Source organism: Caulobacter sp. 05T431 (assembly GCF_056665975.1).
Genome location: NZ_JBFTKU010000009.1, coordinates 84707 through 100471, shown reverse-complemented (window position 1 = coordinate 100471; position 15765 = coordinate 84707). Strand labels below are relative to the sequence as shown.

The following is a 15765-nucleotide window of genomic DNA, read 5'->3' as shown; positions in this document are numbered from 1 at the left end:
ATGCGCGACGGCGGCAGACTAGCAGCGGCGATCGAGGTCCTCACCGAGATCGAGACGCGCCATTTCCCCGTACGGATGGCGCTGAAGCGCTGGGGCGAGAGCGCCCGGTACGCCGGTTCCAAGGACCGCGCCTTCGTGTCGGGCCTGGCGCTGGACGCCCTGCGCCGCAAGCGCTCGCTGGGCTGGATGATGGGCGACGACAGCCCGCGCGGCGTGGTGCTGGGCGTGCTGGCCCAGGACTGGAAGTGGCCGGTCGACCGCATCGCCGAGGCGGCGGGCGAGGAGCACGGTCCCGGCGCCCTGACCGACGCCGAGCGCGAACGCATCGCTTCGCCGCGGCCGCTGGACGACGCGCCGCCCGCCGTGGCCGGCGACTATTCCGACTGGATGGAGCCGTCGTTGGCGCGGGCCCTGGGCGAAAATCGCGCCGCCGAGATGGCCGCCCTGTCCGAACGCGCCCCGGTCGACCTGCGCATCAACCTGCTGAAGACCGACGTCGAGCGCGGCGCCAAGGCCGTGGCCCTGATCGGCGCCCAGCCGGCCGGCGTGCTGGACACCGCCTTCCGCATCCCCGCGCCCGGCGCCGCCGACCGCACGCCGTCGGTCGAGGCCGTGCCGGCCTTCTCGAAGGGCTGGTTCGAGGTCCAGGACCTGGGCTCGCAGATCGCCGCCGCCGTGGCCGGCGACGTCAAGGGCAAGCAGGTGCTGGACTTCTGCGCCGGGGGCGGGGGCAAGACCCTGGCCCTGGCCGCCGCCATGGACAATCGCGGCCAGATCTACGCCCACGACAGCGACGCCCGCCGCCTGGCCGACACCATTCGTCGCGGCCAGAGGGCAGGGGTCCGCAATCTGCAGATCCGCTCGCCGATCGAGGGCGCGCCGCTGAAGGGCCTGGAGGGCAAGCTGGACCTGGTGTTCGTCGACGCCCCCTGCACCGGCTCGGGCACCTGGCGCCGCCACCCCGACGCCAAGTGGCGCCTGTCGCCCGACCAGCTGGCCAAGCGCCAGATCGAACAGGACGCCGTGCTGGCCGACGCTTCCGACTTCGTGAAGCCGGGCGGTCGCCTGATCTATGTCACCTGTTCGCTGCTGGCCGAGGAGAACGAGGACCGCGTGGCGGCCTTCGTCGAGCGCCATCCGGGGTTCTCGGTCAAGCCGATCACCCTGGCGGGCGTCGAACAGCACCTGACGCCGGAAGGCTATCTGCGCCTGACCCCGCATCGCGCCGGAACCGACGGCTTCTTCGCCGCCGTGATCGAGCGCGGGTCCTACGCGCCCTGAACCTGAATTGCTCCCGCGAGGGAGACCGAAACGAAACGACGAACGCTGGAGAGCCTGACCCTATGACCGCCGAACCCCATCACCAGCGCGTCCTGATCGTCGACTTCGGCAGCCAGGTGACCCAGCTGATCGCGCGCCGGGTGCGCGAGGCCGGCGTCTATTGCGAGATCCATCCGTTCGACAAGGCCGAGGCCCTGGTCGACGACTACAAGCCTTCGGCGATCATCCTGTCGGGCGGCCCGGCCAGCGTGCTGGAGGCCGACAGCCCCCGCATCGGGACCAAGCTGTTCGACCTGGGCGTGCCGATGCTGTGCGTCTGCTACGGCGAGCAGCTGCTGTGCGACGTGCTGGGCGGCAAGGTCGAGGGCGGCCACGCCGGCGAGTTTGGCCGCGCCGAACTGACCATCGGCAAGCAGAGCCCGCTGTTCGAAGGGCTGGCCGGCGTCGGCGAGCTGGAAACCGTGTGGATGAGCCACGGCGACCGTGTCACCGCCATTCCCGAGGGCTTCGAGGTGATCGCCACCTCGACCGGCGCGCCGTTCGCCGCCATCGCCAACGACGCCCGCAAGATCTACGGCGTGCAGTTCCACCCCGAGGTGGTCCACACGGTCAATGGCTCGAAGATCTACAAGAACTTCCTGTTCAACATCGCCGGCCTGTCCGGCGACTGGACCATGGCGTCCTTCCGTCAGGAGATGGTCCAGAAGATCCGCGCCCAAGTCGGCGACGGCAAGGTGATCTGCGGCCTGTCGGGCGGCGTCGACAGCTCGGTGGCCGCCGTCCTGATCTACGAGGCGATCGGCGACCAACTGACCTGCGTGTTCGTCGACACCGGCCTGTTGCGCAAGAACGAGGCCGACCAGGTCGTCACCCTGTTCCGCGACCACTACAACATCCCGCTGATCCACGTGGACGCCGGCGACCTGTTCCTGGGCGAGCTGGCGGGCGTCTCCGATCCCGAGACCAAGCGCAAGACGATCGGCAAGCTGTTCATCGACGTCTTCGACAAGGAAGCCGCCAAGATCGAAGGCGCGGCGTTCCTGGCCCAGGGCACGCTCTATCCGGACGTCGTCGAGAGCGTCTCGGCTCGCGGCGGCCCGTCGGCGGTGATCAAGAGCCACCATAACGTGGGCGGCCTGCCGGACTACATGAAGCTGAAGCTGGTCGAGCCGCTGCGCGAGCTGTTCAAGGACGAGGTCCGCGCGCTGGGCGTCGAGCTGGGCCTGGCCCCGGCCTTCGTCGGCCGCCACCCGTTCCCCGGCCCGGGCCTGGCCATCCGCATCCCCGGCGACATCACGCCCGAGAAGGTCAAGGTCCTGCAGGACGCCGACGCCATCTATCTGGAAGAGATCCGCAACGCGGGCCTCTACGACAAGATCTGGCAGGCCTTCGCCGTGCTCCTTCCCGTGAAGACGGTAGGGGTCATGGGGGATGCGCGCACCTATGAGAACGTCCTGGCCCTGCGCGCGGTCACCTCGACCGACGGCATGACCGCCGACTTCTTCGAGTTCCCGTGGGACGTGCTGGGCAAGACCGCCACCCGGATCATCAACGAGGTCCGGGGCGTCAACCGCGTGGTCTACGACGTGACGTCCAAGCCGCCCGGCACGATCGAGTGGGAATAGCTTTCCTGCTTTGATGCGCTTTCTTCACGCGAACCGGTTTCCGCTTCGCTTGAAAGCGCTCTAGTCGGCCGCCTTCGGCTGGAACGGCGCCCAGGCCTCCACGAGCAGGCCTGGGACCGCGTTGTTCAGCGAGATGTGGCCGTTCACGAACTCCAGCCTCAGGCGCATGCCGGCCAGGCCGACGCCGGCGGTTGCCTGGGCGCTTTCGGGCAGGCCGACGCCGTAGTCGCGGATCGACAGCAGCACCATCTCGCCCGCCTGGCGCAGGCCGATGGTCGCGCGGGGACTGCCGGCGTGGCGATGGACGTTGGCCAGGGCTTCCTGGGCGACGCGGTACAGGGCCACCTCGACCGAGCGGGCCATCTTGGGGAAGTCGTCGGCGATATCGATCTGCAGGGCCAGGCCGGTGCGGCGGGCGAAGCCCTCCGCCATCTGCCGGATGGCCGGGCCCAGCCCCATCTCCTCCAGGGCGGGAGGATGCAGCACGTAGGACAGACTGCGGATCTCCTCCAGGGCGTTGGCGAGCAGGGCCTCGACCTCGACACGGGTCTTCTCGGCGCGGCCTTCGACCTTCATCGCGCCCAGCATCAGCTTGGCCCCGGTCAGGTATTGGGCCGTGCCGTCGTGCAGCTCGCGCGCGATCCGTCGGCGCTCGTCATCTTCGGCGTGGAGCAGGGCGGCGGTGGCGCGTCCCAGGGCGGCCTGGGTGTGGCGCTGGACCGTGATGTCCTCGTGCGCCAGGACGATCAGGGTCCGATCGTCGCGGGAGATGCGCGTCGCGGTCATACGGGTCCACAGCGGACCGTTGTTGAGGAAGATTTGATACTCGAAGCGTAGGGGACCAAGCTCGCCGGCAAGCAAATCCCGCAGACCTTGCCTGGCTTCCGCTGCGTCAGGCGCGTCGAGGCTCTCGCAGAACGAGATATAGTTGAGGCCCAGTCCGTAGTTTTCCACAGGCAATTCGTGAAACTCGGCGAACTGCGTCCAGGCGTCATTAACCGCGATGATTTCACCCTGGTCGTTCAGGATCGCTACATTCGCGGCGACGGCGTCGAGTATGGATTCGTGCAAGCTAAACGCGGACCACTCGCTCATCTCGTGAGCCGTATGCATTTGCGTATTTAGTCCTGTGTTTTGATTGTTCGTCTCACGCAAGCCACTGTGCAGGATTCGCGCGACGAGGCACGCGAACAGAACGCACATATTTTATCGCCGCGCATCCGTAGTTTCGAATTTATATTTCAACCGCTGCGATCAGGCGTGTGCGGAACACCCGTCGCGAAATGCGGGCCAAAGCCATCGGTTCCTGAACGCCCGAAGGCGAAGGTTCGCCCCCCGTCCGCAGGAAATGCCGGTCCGTGGGATCGGAGGCCTAGGGTTCGAGGCCGTTATAGACCGTCGAGCCGGGTCCGCCGGGCTGGCGCAACACCTGCTGGCGCAGCCTGGGATCGAAGCTGATGTGCACGCAGCGGCTCTTCTCGTAGATCAGCTGGTCGAACTTCAGCCCGCTATCGCGGATGGTCTTGGCCGCGTCCAGGTCGGTGAGGCCGTCGACATGGAAATCGGCGGCGTGGCCCAGGGCGTGGGCCGAGTTGGGCACACCCCCGACCGCGGCGTTGACCTGGGGGTTGCGATAGGCGCTGGTGATCTCGATCGGCCGGCTGAACAGCGCCCGGACACCCTCCATCCGCTCGGCCAAACGCTTGAGGTTCTCAAGATGCGGCGGCGTCGGGTCGTTCTTCACGCCCATCGACAGGGCCTTGCTGGAGATGGTGAATTCCTCGAGCGAGAAATGCGCGCTGAGTTTCATGAGCGCCCCTCCTGGTGCCGCAAGAGGTTAGCGGTTACGCGACACAATCCAAGCGGGAATTTCTGTAGGCGCGCCTACTGAATGTGGCCGTAATGGCGGGCGACATAGATCACGAAATAGATCAGGGCCCCGCCGGCGAAGAGGGTGTGGAAGCGCAGGTTGCGGATGAAGCAGCCGGCCAGGCTGAGCCCGACCATCAGGGCGATGCGGATCGGATATTCCGGGCTGAGGCTCAGGAAATGCGCCACGCCCTTCAGCAGGGTGTCCAGGACGTCCATCAGGAGGCTGGCGATCAGCAGGCCGAAGAACCAGGCCCGCCGCGACATGAAGTAGTCGCCGTAGCCGTCGTATTCGCTGATCTCGGTGGGGAAGATCACGCTGCACAGCAGGAAGATCATCGCCGCTTCCGAGATCAGGAAGAGATAGGTCTCGAAGGTGAGGGCGCGCAGTTCGGTCAATTGGAACTGCCACCACCAGAAGGCGGTGATCGAGACCATCATGTAGAGCACCCAGCACAGGTGTGGCCACCACAGGTGCTCCTTCTTGGGGTGCTGGATCAGGCCGGCAACGCCGTTCAGCAGCCGCGCCAGGCTGAGGCCCATGATGATGCTGATCATCGTACGGGCGTGGACCAGGAGATCGTGGGTGGGCGGGGCGACCTGCATCCCGCAAGATGACCACTCGGCGCGGTTGTGCGCTAGCCCCTCCCGTTCGCGTGTCGAGACGGCGTGGCGCCGGCCCCGGAATCCGGGCAGGGTGCGGGGGTGTCCGACCAGTTCTCCCTCTTCGACGCGCCGCCGGCCACCGACCGGCTGTTCCTCGCGATCTTCCCCGACCCGGCGACGGCGGCCGACATCGCCCGGCGGGCCGATGCGCTGCGCGCCGTGCACGGCCTGAGCGGGCGACCGCTGGCGCCCGAGCGGTTCCACATCACGCTGCACCATCTGGGCGACCATGCCGGCGTGCGGCGCGACATCGTGGCCATGGCCGGTGAAGCGGCTCAGATGATGGCGACCGCGCCCTTCGAGGTGGTCTTCGACCGCGCCGCCAGCTTCCACAATGGCGGCAACAATCCGTTCGTCCTGCAGGGCGGCGAGGGGCTGGAGGCGCTGAAGGCGTTCCAGCGCGACCTGGGCCTGGCGATGGCGCGGGCCGGCGCCGGCAAGTGGGTGGACAAGAGCTTCACCCCGCACGTGACGATGCTTTACGACAGGCGGCTGGTCGCCGAGCAGGTGATCGAACCGATCAGATGGACCGTCGGCGGTTTCACCCTGATCCACAGCCTGCTGGGGCGGACCGAGCATATTCCGCTGGCGCGCTGGACGCTGGACTGAACCCGCGGAGKAATTTCGCGCTCAAGCTGAACCAATCGCCGCCTCGCGCATTGTCTAGCTGTATCCCCCCTTGATTTGAACTGACCCCGGAGCCTTCAGGCTCCGGGGTTTTTGTTGGTTCAGACGATCGCCTTGGGTCTCAGCAGGGCGGCGACATTGCCCAGGGCTTCGCGCAGCAGCGACGCCTTGGCCGGCCCGCCCAGCGAGATGCGCAGGCCACCCGGCGCGTCGGGCGTCGCGGCGAAGGCGTCGGCCGTGACCAGGGCCAGGCCGCGCGCGGCGGCCAGGGCGCGTAGCCCGGCCGGGTCCTGGCCAGCGGGCAGGTCCAGCCAGACATGCAGCCCCTCGGCGTCGCCCCGGGCCGCGGGCAGGAGCTCGGCGGCGATGGCGCGGCGGGCGCGGGCCTCCAGCCGGACGCCCGCCAGGATCCGCTCGGCGGCGCCGTCTCGGATCCAGCGCACGGCGACGGCCGTGGTCAGGGGCGATCCCATCAGCGCCGTGGCGTGAAGAGCCTCGGTGATCCGCGCGGCCATGGGCCCATGGGGAGCCGCGAGGAAGGCGGTCCGCAGCCCGGGCGTCAGGGTCTTGGACAGGGTGGCGATGTGCAGGGTGCGTTGCGGCGCCAGGGCGGCCAGGGCGGGCAGGGGGCTTTCGAACAGCCGGCTGTAGGGATCGTCCTCGATCAGCCAGGCGTCGCCGGCGCCGACGATGGCCGCGATGGCTCGGCGCCGCGCCAGGCCCATGGTCGTGGCGACAGGATTGCGGGTGCTCGGGACCAGATAGATGGCGGCCGGCCGCTCCTCGGCGCAAAGCCGCTCCAGCGCTTCGGGCAGGAATCCTTCATCGTCGACCGGGCAGGCGACCAGCCTCACGCCCAGGCGCTCGGCCAGGGCGATGATCCCGGGATAGGTCAGGGGCTCGACGACGATGCGGTCGCCGGGCTTGGCGAGAGTGGTCAGGACGGCGGTCAGGGCCGACTGGGCGCCGGGGCAGACCACGATCCGTTCGGGCGCGATCTCGCCCAGCACTGGCGCCAGCCAAGCCGCGCCGGCGGCCCTTTGGCCTGGCGCGCCAGGACCGGCGTGATAGGCCATCAGGGTCGCCACGTCGGTGCGATCCAGGACCGCGACGGCCGTCTCCTTGAGCAGGGCGGCCAGCGACACGCCCTGGGGCGGGGGCGGCAGGTTCATGCTCAGGTCGACCAGGCCGGCCTCGTCGTCCACAGCCCGGCGGCGCACGAAGGTGCCGCGGCCCACCGCACCCTCGACCAGGCCGCGCGCCCGGGCGGCGCCGTAGGCGCGGGTCACCGTGGTGAAGTCTATGCCCAGCTGGTCGGCCACGGCGCGCTGGGGCGGCAGCTGGTCGCCCGGCTGCAGCTCGCCGTCGCGGACGGCTGTCTCCAGGGCTTCGACCAGGGCCAGATAGATCGGTCGGCCGCCGCCCGTGGCGACATGCCTCAGCCAGCCGGCCGTCGGACGGTCGCGGGTCATGGTTGCTTTTCCATGGCGCGATACATACATTCTGAAAATAATGTATGCAACAAGGCGCGCATTGTATGGACCGGCCCTTGCTCACCCACTACGACAATCCCACCAGCCTGCAGGCGGGTCTGACCTGCCGCTGTCCCCGCTGCGGCGAGGGCAAGCTGTTCAGTGGTTTCCTGCGGCTGGCCAAGCGCTGTGACCGCTGCGGGCTGGATTTCAGCTTCGCCGATCCGGCCGACGGTCCGGCCTTCTTCGTCATGACCGGCGTCGGCATCGTGGTGATCGCGATCTGGGCCTGGGCGGTGATCGCCTGGAACCCGCCGCTGTGGGTGCAGTTCGCCACCGTGTTCCCGGCCCTGCTGGTCGGCTGCCTGGGCACGCTGCGCCCCGTGAAGGCCTGGCTGGTGGCCGAGCAGTACATCCACAAGGCCAGCGAGGGCGGCGCCTCCAGCGTCCAGCAACGCTAGGAACGGCAAGGGGAGGGGACGCCCGCGGCGGGGGCGGTGCGGACATCCCCTCCATCGCGCCGCGCGAAGGCGGCGCGTCATCCCGTCCGGCAGGCGGACGGGACATGCGGGATCACCAGTTGAACAGGGTGCCGTCCTCGAGACGGTTCACCGGCAGACTGGCGGGGCGGTAGGGGAACTGGGCGGCCAGGTCCTCGTCGATGTCCACGCCATGGCCGGGCGCTTCGCCGGGATGCAGTTCGCCGTCCTTGAAGGTGTAGGCGTGCGGGAAGACCCGGTCGGTGTCGGCCGTGTGGCGCATATATTCCTGGATGCCGAAGTTCGGGACCCACAGGTCGAAGTGCAGGGCCGCGCCCATGCAGACCGGCGACAGGTCGGTGGCGCCGTGGAAGCCGGTGCGCACGTTGTTCACCTCGGCCAGCCCGGCGATGCGCTTCAGGTGCGAGATTCCGCCGGCGTGGACGATGGTCGTGCGGATGTAGTCGATCAGCTGCTCGTCGATCAGCTGCTTGCAGTCCCAGATCGAGCTGAACACCTCGCCCACGGCCAGGGGGGTGGTGGTGTGCTGGCGGATCAGGCGGAAGCTGGCCTGGTTCTCGGCGGGGGTCACGTCCTCCAGCCAGAACGGGCGATAGGGCTCCAGGTCCTTGCCCAGGCGACCGGCCTCGATGGGCGTCAGGCGGTGATGGCTGTCGTGCAGCAGGTGCACCTCCTCGCCCAGCGCCTTGCGGGCCGCCTCGAACAGCTTGGGCACGGTGGGCAGGTACTTGCTGGTCGACCAGACGTTCTCGGTGGGCAGGGCCGCGTCGGCCGGCTCGTAGAACAGCTTGTCGCCCGAGACGCCGTAGGTGCTGGCCAGGCCCGGCACGCCGGTCTGCAGGCGGATCGCCTTGTAGCCCATGGCCTTGTAGTTCAGCGCCTCGTTGATCGTGTCCTCGATCGTCGCGCCGTTGGCGTGGCCGTAGACCATCACGCCGGTGCGGCTGGCCCCGCCCAGCAGCTGGTACAGCGGCAGGCCCGCGACCTTGGCCTTGATGTCCCACAGCGCCACGTCGACGGCGGCGATGGCCGACATCGTCACCGGCCCGCGCCGCCAGTAGGCCCCGCGATAGAGGAACTGCCAGATGTCCTCGATCTGGTGGGCGTCGCGGCCGATCAGGCAGGGGATGACGTGGTCGGTCAGATAGCTGGCCACGGCCAGTTCGCGCCCGTTCAGGGTAGCGTCGCCGATGCCGTACACGCCCTCGGACGTGGTGATCTTCAGGGTGACGAAGTTGCGCCCCGGACAGGTGACGATGACCTTGGCGTCGATGATTTTCAGCATGCGGGCCTTCCGTAAATCCTKACTGGCGCGCGCGGCGTCGAAGGCCGCCGGGCGCTCCCGCGAGCCCCCGAGGATTCGCGAAAGAGTTCAAAAGTGGCCTGGCCAATTGCGTCGTTTCCAACCTCGGTGTCAAGCGAGCGCCGGACAACGCATCGCTCAACGCGCGACCTTTCGAACACTTCATTATGGAAATTCATCAAATATAACGGTCACATGGCCGAAATCGCGAAAATTTCGGAAACCGGTGTCATTGAATTTGTAGGAGAGGCCAGGGGAATATCTTGAAAGTGTCCTGGCCACTTGTTAGGTTCCCGACCATCGACACGGCGAACAAGCCATCCAAGCAAGTCGAGAAGAGGGGAAATCCATGAAGCGGCTGCTCTGCTGCGCGTCCACGCCCGCGCTCCTGCTGGCCATGTCCACCACGGCCTTCGCCCAGGCCGCGCCCGACGCCATCGCGCTGGACGAGGTGGTCGTCACCGCCCAGAAGCGCGCCGAGAACGTCCAGAACGTGCCCCTGGCGGTTTCGGTCGTCACCGCCCGTCAGCTGGAAAGCGCCGGCGTCAAGGAATTCACCGACGTCTCTCGCGTCGCGCCGTCCCTGACCATCCGCCAGGCCGACCAGCCGATCAACGCGTCGGTGGCGCTACGCGGCATCGGCACCTTCGCCTACGGCATCGGCGTCGAGCCCAGCGTCGCGGTCCAGCTGGACGACGTGCCGGTCTCGTTCCAGGCCCGGGCCTTCTCCGACCTGACCGACGTCGAGCGCGTGGAAGTGCTGCGCGGCCCGCAGAGCACCTTGTATGGCAAGAGCGCCTCGGCCGGCCTGATCAACATCACCACCCGCGACCCGACCCCGCAGTTCAGCGTCCTGGCCAACGCCCTGGCCACCGACGACCACGAATATCGCGGCGCGGTCAGCCTGTCGGGCCCGATCGGCGAGACCCTGGGCTTCCGCCTGAGCGCCAGCCGCAGCGAGTACGCCGGCAACGTCAAGAACCTGTACGACGGCAAGAAGGTCAACGGCCGCGACGAGACCTCGGTCCGCGGCAAGCTGGTCTGGCGGCCGATCGAGGACCTGAAGGTCACCCTGGGCGCCAGCTATATCGACGGCGTCGCCACCTCGGACGCGACGATGCGGGTCTATACGCCGGGCGCCACCCTGCGCGGCACGCCGGGCCTGACCTCGAACGTCACCATGCCGGGCGTCGTGGCGGGCGAAGAGAACCTGACGGTCAGCAACGACACGCCGCCCTACGCCAAGAGCGAAGGCTTCGGCCAGTCACTGAAGGTCGAGTACAACCTGCCCCAGGACTTCACCCTGGTCTCGATCACCTCGCACGACCAGTTCCGCCTGGACGACCAGCTGGACTCCGACCGCACGTCCTATGCGGGGATCAAGAATTCCCAGGGCGGCTACTTCAAGGCCAAGGCCAATACCCAGGAATTCCGCCTGCTGTCGCCAGGCGACGGGCCGTTCCGCTATACCCTTGGCCTGTTCTACGGCGACAACGACCTGCGCCGCAGCTTCAAGCGGGGCCCGGTCTTCTCGCTGGCCCAGTGGTACGCCATGGYCACGTCGGAGAACAAGGCGGCGTTCGGCCAGGCCGAATGGACCTTCCTGCCCAAGACMACGGCGATCGTCGGCCTGCGCTACCAGAAGGAAGACATCGGCTACTATTTCAACGACATCCAGAACGGCAACGCCAAGTTCTCGGGCGGCGACAGCGACAAGTCGGCGACCTATCGCCTGGGCCTGCGCCACCAGCTGACCGACGACGTCATGCTGTTCGGCTCGTACGCCACGGGCCACAAGGGCCAGACCTACGACCTGACGACTGGCTTCAACCAGGCCCGCGCCGACGTCGGTCCGATCGCGCCGGAAGAGTCCAAGTCGTTCGAGGTCGGGGTGAAGAGCCAGCTGCTCGATCACCGGGTGATGCTGAACGCCACGGCCTTCCACGTGAAGTACGACGACTACCAGGCCCAAGGCATCGACACGATCGGCGGCACCCAGAACTTCCGCCTGACCAATGTCGGCAAGGTGCTGACCAAGGGCGTGGAGGTCGAGGCGACGGCGATCGTTACTCGCGAGCTGCGGTTCAACGCCTCGGCCGCCTATGTCGACGCCAAGATCACCTCGTTCCCGAAGGCGGCCTGCTGGCCGGGCCAGACCGCGGCCCAGGGCTGCGTCGCCGGCTCGCCCTCGTACCAGGACCTGAAGGGCGCGACGCTGCCCAACGCGCCCAAGTGGAAGCTGAACGCCGGCATGGACTTCACCCAGCCGCTCGGCAGCTACGAGATGCTGTTCTCGGCGGCCTACGCCTATCAGACCAAGGTCAACTTCTCGCTGAACACCGACCCGGGCACGGTCCAGAAGGCCTATGGCGTGGTCAACGTCTCGGGCGGCTTCCGCAAGCCGGACGACGGCTGGCAGGTCGTGGCCTTCGTCAACAACGTGTTCGACAAGAGCTACGGCGTGAACGGCGCCAACCAGTACGGCAACTTCGGCAGCCAGACGGTCACCGAACTGCAGCCGGCGCGCGACTTCCACCGCTATGCGGGCGTGCGCCTGTCGCTGACCTACTAGGACTTTCTCCCGGGGTCCTCGAGCGGCGGGCTTCGGCCCGCCGCCTTTCTTCTTTCTGGTCCTGGCGGCGGGATTCGCCGCTAGGGTCGACCTTCAAAAGACGTTTCAAACAGGCGAGGGCGTACGGATGGCGGACAATTCGCGCAAGGACGGCGGCGAGGCCCCGCGGGGGCAGGTCACCCGCAGGAGCATGGTCGGCGTGTCGGGCGGCATGGTGCTGGCGGGCGTCGCGGCCGGCGCGAGCCAGGCCCAGGCGCAGGCGGCCAAGCCGGGTCCCGCCGTCGGTACGCCCAGCATCCTCTATCCGCACGAAAGCGCCACGCGCTCGACCAAGAGCCTGGCGGCGACCTGGCGCTTCCGCACCGACCCCAAGGACGTCGGCGAGGTCGAAGGCTGGCAGAAGGGTCTCAAGGACTTCCGCCTGATCCCCGTGCCGGCCAGCTGGAACGACATCTTCGACGACGTGCGAAACTATGTCGGCTCGGCCTGGTACGAGACCGATTTCCGCGTCGACAAGGGCTGGGCCGGCCAGCGCATCCACCTGCGCTTCGGCTCGGTGAACTACACCGCCAAGGTCTGGCTGAACGGCAAGCCGCTGGGCGGCCACGTCGGCGGCCACCTGCCGTTCGCCTTCGACATCACCGACGCGGTGTCGCTGGACGGCGACAACGTGCTGACCGTGCTGGTCGAGAACAAGATCCAGCTGGACCGCGTGCCGTCCACGCCCGACCGCGCGCGCTGGCACATGCACACCGTCCACTTCCCGCAGACGGCCTACGACTTCTTCCCCTACGCCGGCATCCATCGCCCGGTGCTGCTGTTCACGACGCCCGACGTCCACCTGAAGGACGTGACGGTGAAGACCAGCCTGGACGGTAAGGTGTCGATCGACCTGGAGGCCAGCGCGGCCTGGTCGGGCAAGGCCAGCGTGACGATCTCCGACGGAAGCGGCGCCCAGAAGGGCTCGGCGACCCTCAGCGGCGGCAAGGGCTCGACGGTGGTGGCGATCAAGGGCGCGCGGCCCTGGAGCCCGGAGGACCCGCACCTCTACACCCTGACGATCCGCCTGGAGAACGGCGCGGTGTCCGACGAATACGCGTTCAAGATCGGCGTGCGGACCATCGAGGCCAAGGGCGACAAGCTGCTGCTGAACGGCAAGCCAGTGTTCCTGCGCGGCTTCGGCAAGCACGAGGACTTCCCGATCCACGGCCGCGGCCTGGACGTGCCCTCGATCATCCGCGACTTCGAACTGCTGAAATGGATCGGCGGCAACAGCTTCCGCACCTCGCACTACCCGTACAGCGAGGAGGCGATGATGCTGGCCGACGAGCATGGCCTGCTGGTCATCGACGAGACCCCGGCCGTCAGCCTGGTGTTCGCCGACCCGCCCGAGATCCAGGAAGCCCGTTCAAAGCAGCTTCGGCAGGACATCGTCGAGCTGGTCCGCCGCGACAAGAACCATCCCTGCGTGATCATGTGGTCCCTGGCCAACGAACCGTTGGTGAAGCCCTTCCACACGACCGATCCCGAGCCGCCCGGCGGCAACGAGACCGGCCTGAAGTTCTTCTCGCCGCTGTTCGACCTGACCCGGCAACTGGACTCCACCCGGCCGGTGACCATCGTCAGCGTCCAGGGCGGCTCGATGGACTGGCAGGCCTTGGGCGACGTGATCTGCACCAACTCCTACCAGGGTTGGTACTCGCTGTCGGGCCAGCTGGACCTGGCCGAGGAGGCGCTGAAGAACGACGTCGCCAAGCTGCGCGCCCGCCATCCGAACAAGCCAATCATGTTCACGGAGTTCGGCGCCGACGCCGTGGCCGGCATGCACGCCCATCCGCCCGAGATGTGGACCGAGGAATACCAGGCCGACATGGTCGAGATGTATATCCGGGTGCTGGGCGAGTACCCGTTCATCTTCGGCACCCACCCCTGGGCCTTCGCCGATTTCCGCACCTCGCAGAGCATCATGCGGATCGGGGCGCTGAACCACAAAGGCTTCTTCACCCGCGAGCGGAAGCCCAAGCTGGTGGCCCATCGCGCCCGCGCGCTGTGGAGCAAGCCGGCCGAGGTCTGATCGCTCCCGTGACCGAGCCCGTCGCCGACTCGCGGAAGCTGCGCCAGCACATCGCCAACCTCATCGCGGCCTCGATCCGCGACGGGCGCTGGGCGACGGGCGAGCGGCTTCCGTCCGAGCGCGACCTGGCCGACGACCACGGGGTCAGTCGGCCGACCATCCGCGAGGCGATGATCATCCTGGAGGCGCGAGGCCTGGTCGAGGCGCGGCACGGGGCAGGGGTCTATGTGGCCGACGCCCCGCGCCCCGAGGTCTCCGCGCCTCGGCTGGAGGTCAGCGCCTTCGAGCTGGTCGAGGCCCGGCGGCTGATCGAGGGCGACGCCTGCGCCCTGGCGGCGGCGGTGATGACCGACGACCAGCTCGACGAGTTGACGGTCATCCTGCACGACATGGCCGAGGAGCACGACTTCGGGGCGTTGGCCGACCTGGCCGACCGGCGCTTCCACGTCGCCATCGCCAAGGCCAGCCGCAACGGCGTGCTGGTGGCCATGGTCGAGAACCTGTGGGACCTGCGCTACCAGCCGGCCTGCCGCGATCTGCTGGAACGGGCGGGGCGCATGCGGGCCCAGCCTCTGGTCAACGACCACCAGGAGATCCTCGACGCCCTGAAGGCCCGCGATCCGGCCGCGGCGCGCACGGCGATGCGCGAGCACCTGGGGCGGGTGATCGACAACCTGATGGCCGTGGTCGAGGCCGATGCGCTGGAGGAGGCGAGGGCGCGGATCCAGGCCCGCCGCAGCGAGGTGGCGCGCCGGGCCGACGTCTAGCGGAAGGTCGGCGGGCCCGAGCAGAGCGGCGCGGCGACGATCTCGGCCAGCACCGTGCGGTCGTGGGCCACGGCCCGCTGGCGATAGTGCTCCAGGTGTTGCGGGACCAGGACCGCCAGGGCCGCGGCCGCGCCGCCCGCGACGATCGCCACCGGCCACGCGCCCAGCAGCGCCCGCAGGCCGCGCGCCGAGGCCCCGGTCAGCAGAGCCAGCAGTCCCAGCGCGCAGCACAGCATGGCGGACGCCTAGGCCGGGATCGCTTCGGCGTGGCAGGCCTTGGCGGGGGCGGCGTCCTCATATTCGTCGTGCCGGCGCATCCAATCGCCCATGTTGCCGGACTCGTTGCGGCCCAGGGGCGCGCGGTCGAGGATCATATAGGTCCCGATCAGCTCCTCGCCGCCGCGGCCGTAGCTGGAATAGGTGTGGAACACCTGGCCGGTCTCGTCCTTGAAGAACGAACTCATGCCCGGGGCCTCGCCCGAGTCGGGGTTGGCGGGCTCGAAGTTGTAGGTGGCGCCGGCCGCCACGGTCTCCGGCGTGAAGGAGACACCGAAGTCGTAGTTGAAGTCGCCGCCGAACGACGAGACCCAGGGGAATTGCCAGCCCATCCGCGCCTTGTAGGCGGCGATCTTGTCCAGCGGCGCGCGCGACACGGCGATCAGGGTCACGTCGTGATGGTTCAGGTGGGGCAGGGTTCCGTCCAGATGGTCGACCAGGAACGAGCAACCCGGGCAGCCGGCTTCCCACTCGGGCGGCAGCATGAAGTGGTAGACCACCAGCTGGCTTCGGCCGTCGAAAAGCTGGTCCAGGGTCTTGCGGCCGGTCGGGGTGTCGAACGTGTAGGTCTTGTCGATCTTGACCCAGGGCAGGGCCAGGCGCTCGGCGGCGTTGCGATCGCGCAGCCGGGTCTCTTCCTTCTCATGGGCCAGCAGCGCCTTGCGCGCTTCCAGCCATTCCTCGCGCGACGCGACCTTGGGGTTCGCCATCGTCCTTCTCCCTGTTCGTAAGC

14 protein-coding genes are annotated in these 15765 nt (G+C 68.1%); 7 read left to right on the top strand and 7 right to left on the bottom strand.

Annotation, left to right across the window (positions count from 1 at the left end):
* Complete coding sequence (locus tag AC1U89_RS10575) at positions 1–1281, top strand: RsmB/NOP family class I SAM-dependent RNA methyltransferase (protein ID WP_479899663.1); 1281 nt, start codon at positions 1–3, stop codon at positions 1279–1281.
* Between the two features lie 62 nt (positions 1282–1343).
* Complete coding sequence (gene guaA / locus AC1U89_RS10570; RefSeq protein WP_479899662.1) at positions 1344–2906, top strand: glutamine-hydrolyzing GMP synthase; 1563 nt, start codon at positions 1344–1346, stop codon at positions 2904–2906.
* 60 nt (positions 2907–2966) lie between these two features.
* Here the strand turns inward: guaA and AC1U89_RS10565 are convergent, their stop codons facing one another.
* The 3 genes from AC1U89_RS10565 to AC1U89_RS10555 form a co-directional block, all read right to left on the bottom strand.
* Positions 2967–3692: a sensor histidine kinase gene (locus AC1U89_RS10565; RefSeq protein WP_479899661.1), complete on the bottom strand. Its 726-nt coding sequence runs from the start codon at positions 3690–3692 to the stop codon at positions 2967–2969.
* 586 nt (positions 3693–4278) lie between these two features.
* On the bottom strand, positions 4279–4716 hold the full coding sequence (locus AC1U89_RS10560; protein WP_479899660.1) for a D-Ala-D-Ala carboxypeptidase family metallohydrolase: 438 nt from the start codon (positions 4714–4716) through the stop codon (positions 4279–4281).
* 74 nt (positions 4717–4790) lie between these two features.
* A complete protein-coding gene (locus AC1U89_RS10555; RefSeq protein ID WP_337686970.1) occupies positions 4791–5381 on the bottom strand; it encodes a hypothetical protein in 591 nt (196 codons plus the stop codon).
* Between the two features lie 99 nt (positions 5382–5480).
* Between AC1U89_RS10555 and AC1U89_RS10550 the strand changes: the two genes are divergently transcribed.
* A complete protein-coding gene (locus tag AC1U89_RS10550) occupies positions 5481–6050 on the top strand; it encodes a 2'-5' RNA ligase family protein (protein ID WP_479899659.1) in 570 nt (189 codons plus the stop codon).
* A 119-nt stretch (positions 6051–6169) separates the two neighbouring features.
* On the opposite strand, the gene AC1U89_RS10545 is transcribed toward AC1U89_RS10550, so the two are convergent.
* Positions 6170–7540, bottom strand: a complete 1371-nt coding sequence (locus tag AC1U89_RS10545; RefSeq protein ID WP_479899658.1) for an aminotransferase-like domain-containing protein — start codon at positions 7538–7540, stop codon at positions 6170–6172.
* 65 nt (positions 7541–7605) lie between these two features.
* Between AC1U89_RS10545 and AC1U89_RS10540 the strand changes: the two genes are divergently transcribed.
* Entirely contained in the window at positions 7606–8001 is a 396-nt protein-coding gene (locus AC1U89_RS10540; protein ID WP_479899657.1) for a DUF983 domain-containing protein, read from the top strand.
* 112 nt (positions 8002–8113) lie between these two features.
* Here the strand turns inward: AC1U89_RS10540 and manD are convergent, their stop codons facing one another.
* Positions 8114–9325, bottom strand: a complete 1212-nt coding sequence (gene manD / locus AC1U89_RS10535) for a D-mannonate dehydratase ManD (RefSeq protein ID WP_479899656.1) — start codon at positions 9323–9325, stop codon at positions 8114–8116.
* Between the two features lie 367 nt (positions 9326–9692).
* Here manD and AC1U89_RS10530 point away from each other — a divergent pair, with 367 nt between their 5' ends.
* The 3 genes from AC1U89_RS10530 (at position 9693) to AC1U89_RS10520 (ending at position 14756) form a co-directional block, all read left to right on the top strand.
* The gene (locus AC1U89_RS10530; protein WP_479899655.1) at positions 9693–11915 is read left to right on the top strand and encodes a TonB-dependent receptor; all 2223 of its coding nucleotides are present in this window, start codon (positions 9693–9695) and stop codon (positions 11913–11915) included.
* Positions 11916–12042: 127 nt separating this feature from the next.
* Positions 12043–13989: a beta-glucuronidase gene (uidA, locus tag AC1U89_RS10525; protein WP_479899654.1), complete on the top strand. Its 1947-nt coding sequence runs from the start codon at positions 12043–12045 to the stop codon at positions 13987–13989.
* A gap of 8 nt (positions 13990–13997) precedes the next feature.
* Positions 13998–14756: a FadR/GntR family transcriptional regulator gene (locus AC1U89_RS10520; RefSeq protein WP_479899653.1), complete on the top strand. Its 759-nt coding sequence runs from the start codon at positions 13998–14000 to the stop codon at positions 14754–14756.
* Here the strand turns inward: AC1U89_RS10520 and AC1U89_RS10515 are convergent.
* Together AC1U89_RS10515 and AC1U89_RS10510 are read right to left on the bottom strand one after the other, a co-directional pair.
* Complete coding sequence (locus AC1U89_RS10515; protein ID WP_479899652.1) at positions 14753–14992, bottom strand: hypothetical protein; 240 nt, start codon at positions 14990–14992, stop codon at positions 14753–14755. The genes AC1U89_RS10520 and AC1U89_RS10515 overlap by 4 nt on opposite strands.
* Positions 14993–15001: 9 nt before the next feature.
* Positions 15002–15742 (bottom strand): DUF899 domain-containing protein, encoded by a 741-nt coding sequence (locus AC1U89_RS10510; protein ID WP_479899651.1) that lies wholly within the window; start codon positions 15740–15742, stop codon positions 15002–15004.
* Positions 15743–15765: the final 23 nt, after the last annotated feature.

Coding starts and splice junctions, on each gene's coding strand:
- AC1U89_RS10565 (WP_479899661.1), bottom strand. CDS start 3,692: ATGACCGCGACGCGCATCTCCCGCGACGATCGGACCCTGATCGTCCTG.
- AC1U89_RS10555 (WP_337686970.1), bottom strand. CDS start 5,381: ATGCAGGTCGCCCCGCCCACCCACGATCTCCTGGTCCACGCCCGTACG.
- uidA (WP_479899654.1), top strand. CDS start 12,043: ATGGCGGACAATTCGCGCAAGGACGGCGGCGAGGCCCCGCGGGGGCAG.
- AC1U89_RS10515 (WP_479899652.1), bottom strand. CDS start 14,992: ATGCTGTGCTGCGCGCTGGGACTGCTGGCTCTGCTGACCGGGGCCTCG.
- guaA (WP_479899662.1), top strand. CDS start 1,344: ATGACCGCCGAACCCCATCACCAGCGCGTCCTGATCGTCGACTTCGGC.
- manD (WP_479899656.1), bottom strand. CDS start 9,325: ATGCTGAAAATCATCGACGCCAAGGTCATCGTCACCTGTCCGGGGCGC.
- AC1U89_RS10545 (WP_479899658.1), bottom strand. CDS start 7,540: ATGACCCGCGACCGTCCGACGGCCGGCTGGCTGAGGCATGTCGCCACG.
- AC1U89_RS10560 (WP_479899660.1), bottom strand. CDS start 4,716: ATGAAACTCAGCGCGCATTTCTCGCTCGAGGAATTCACCATCTCCAGC.
- AC1U89_RS10540 (WP_479899657.1), top strand. CDS start 7,606: ATGGACCGGCCCTTGCTCACCCACTACGACAATCCCACCAGCCTGCAG.
- AC1U89_RS10510 (WP_479899651.1), bottom strand. CDS start 15,742: ATGGCGAACCCCAAGGTCGCGTCGCGCGAGGAATGGCTGGAAGCGCGC.
- AC1U89_RS10575 (WP_479899663.1), top strand. CDS start 1: ATGCGCGACGGCGGCAGACTAGCAGCGGCGATCGAGGTCCTCACCGAG.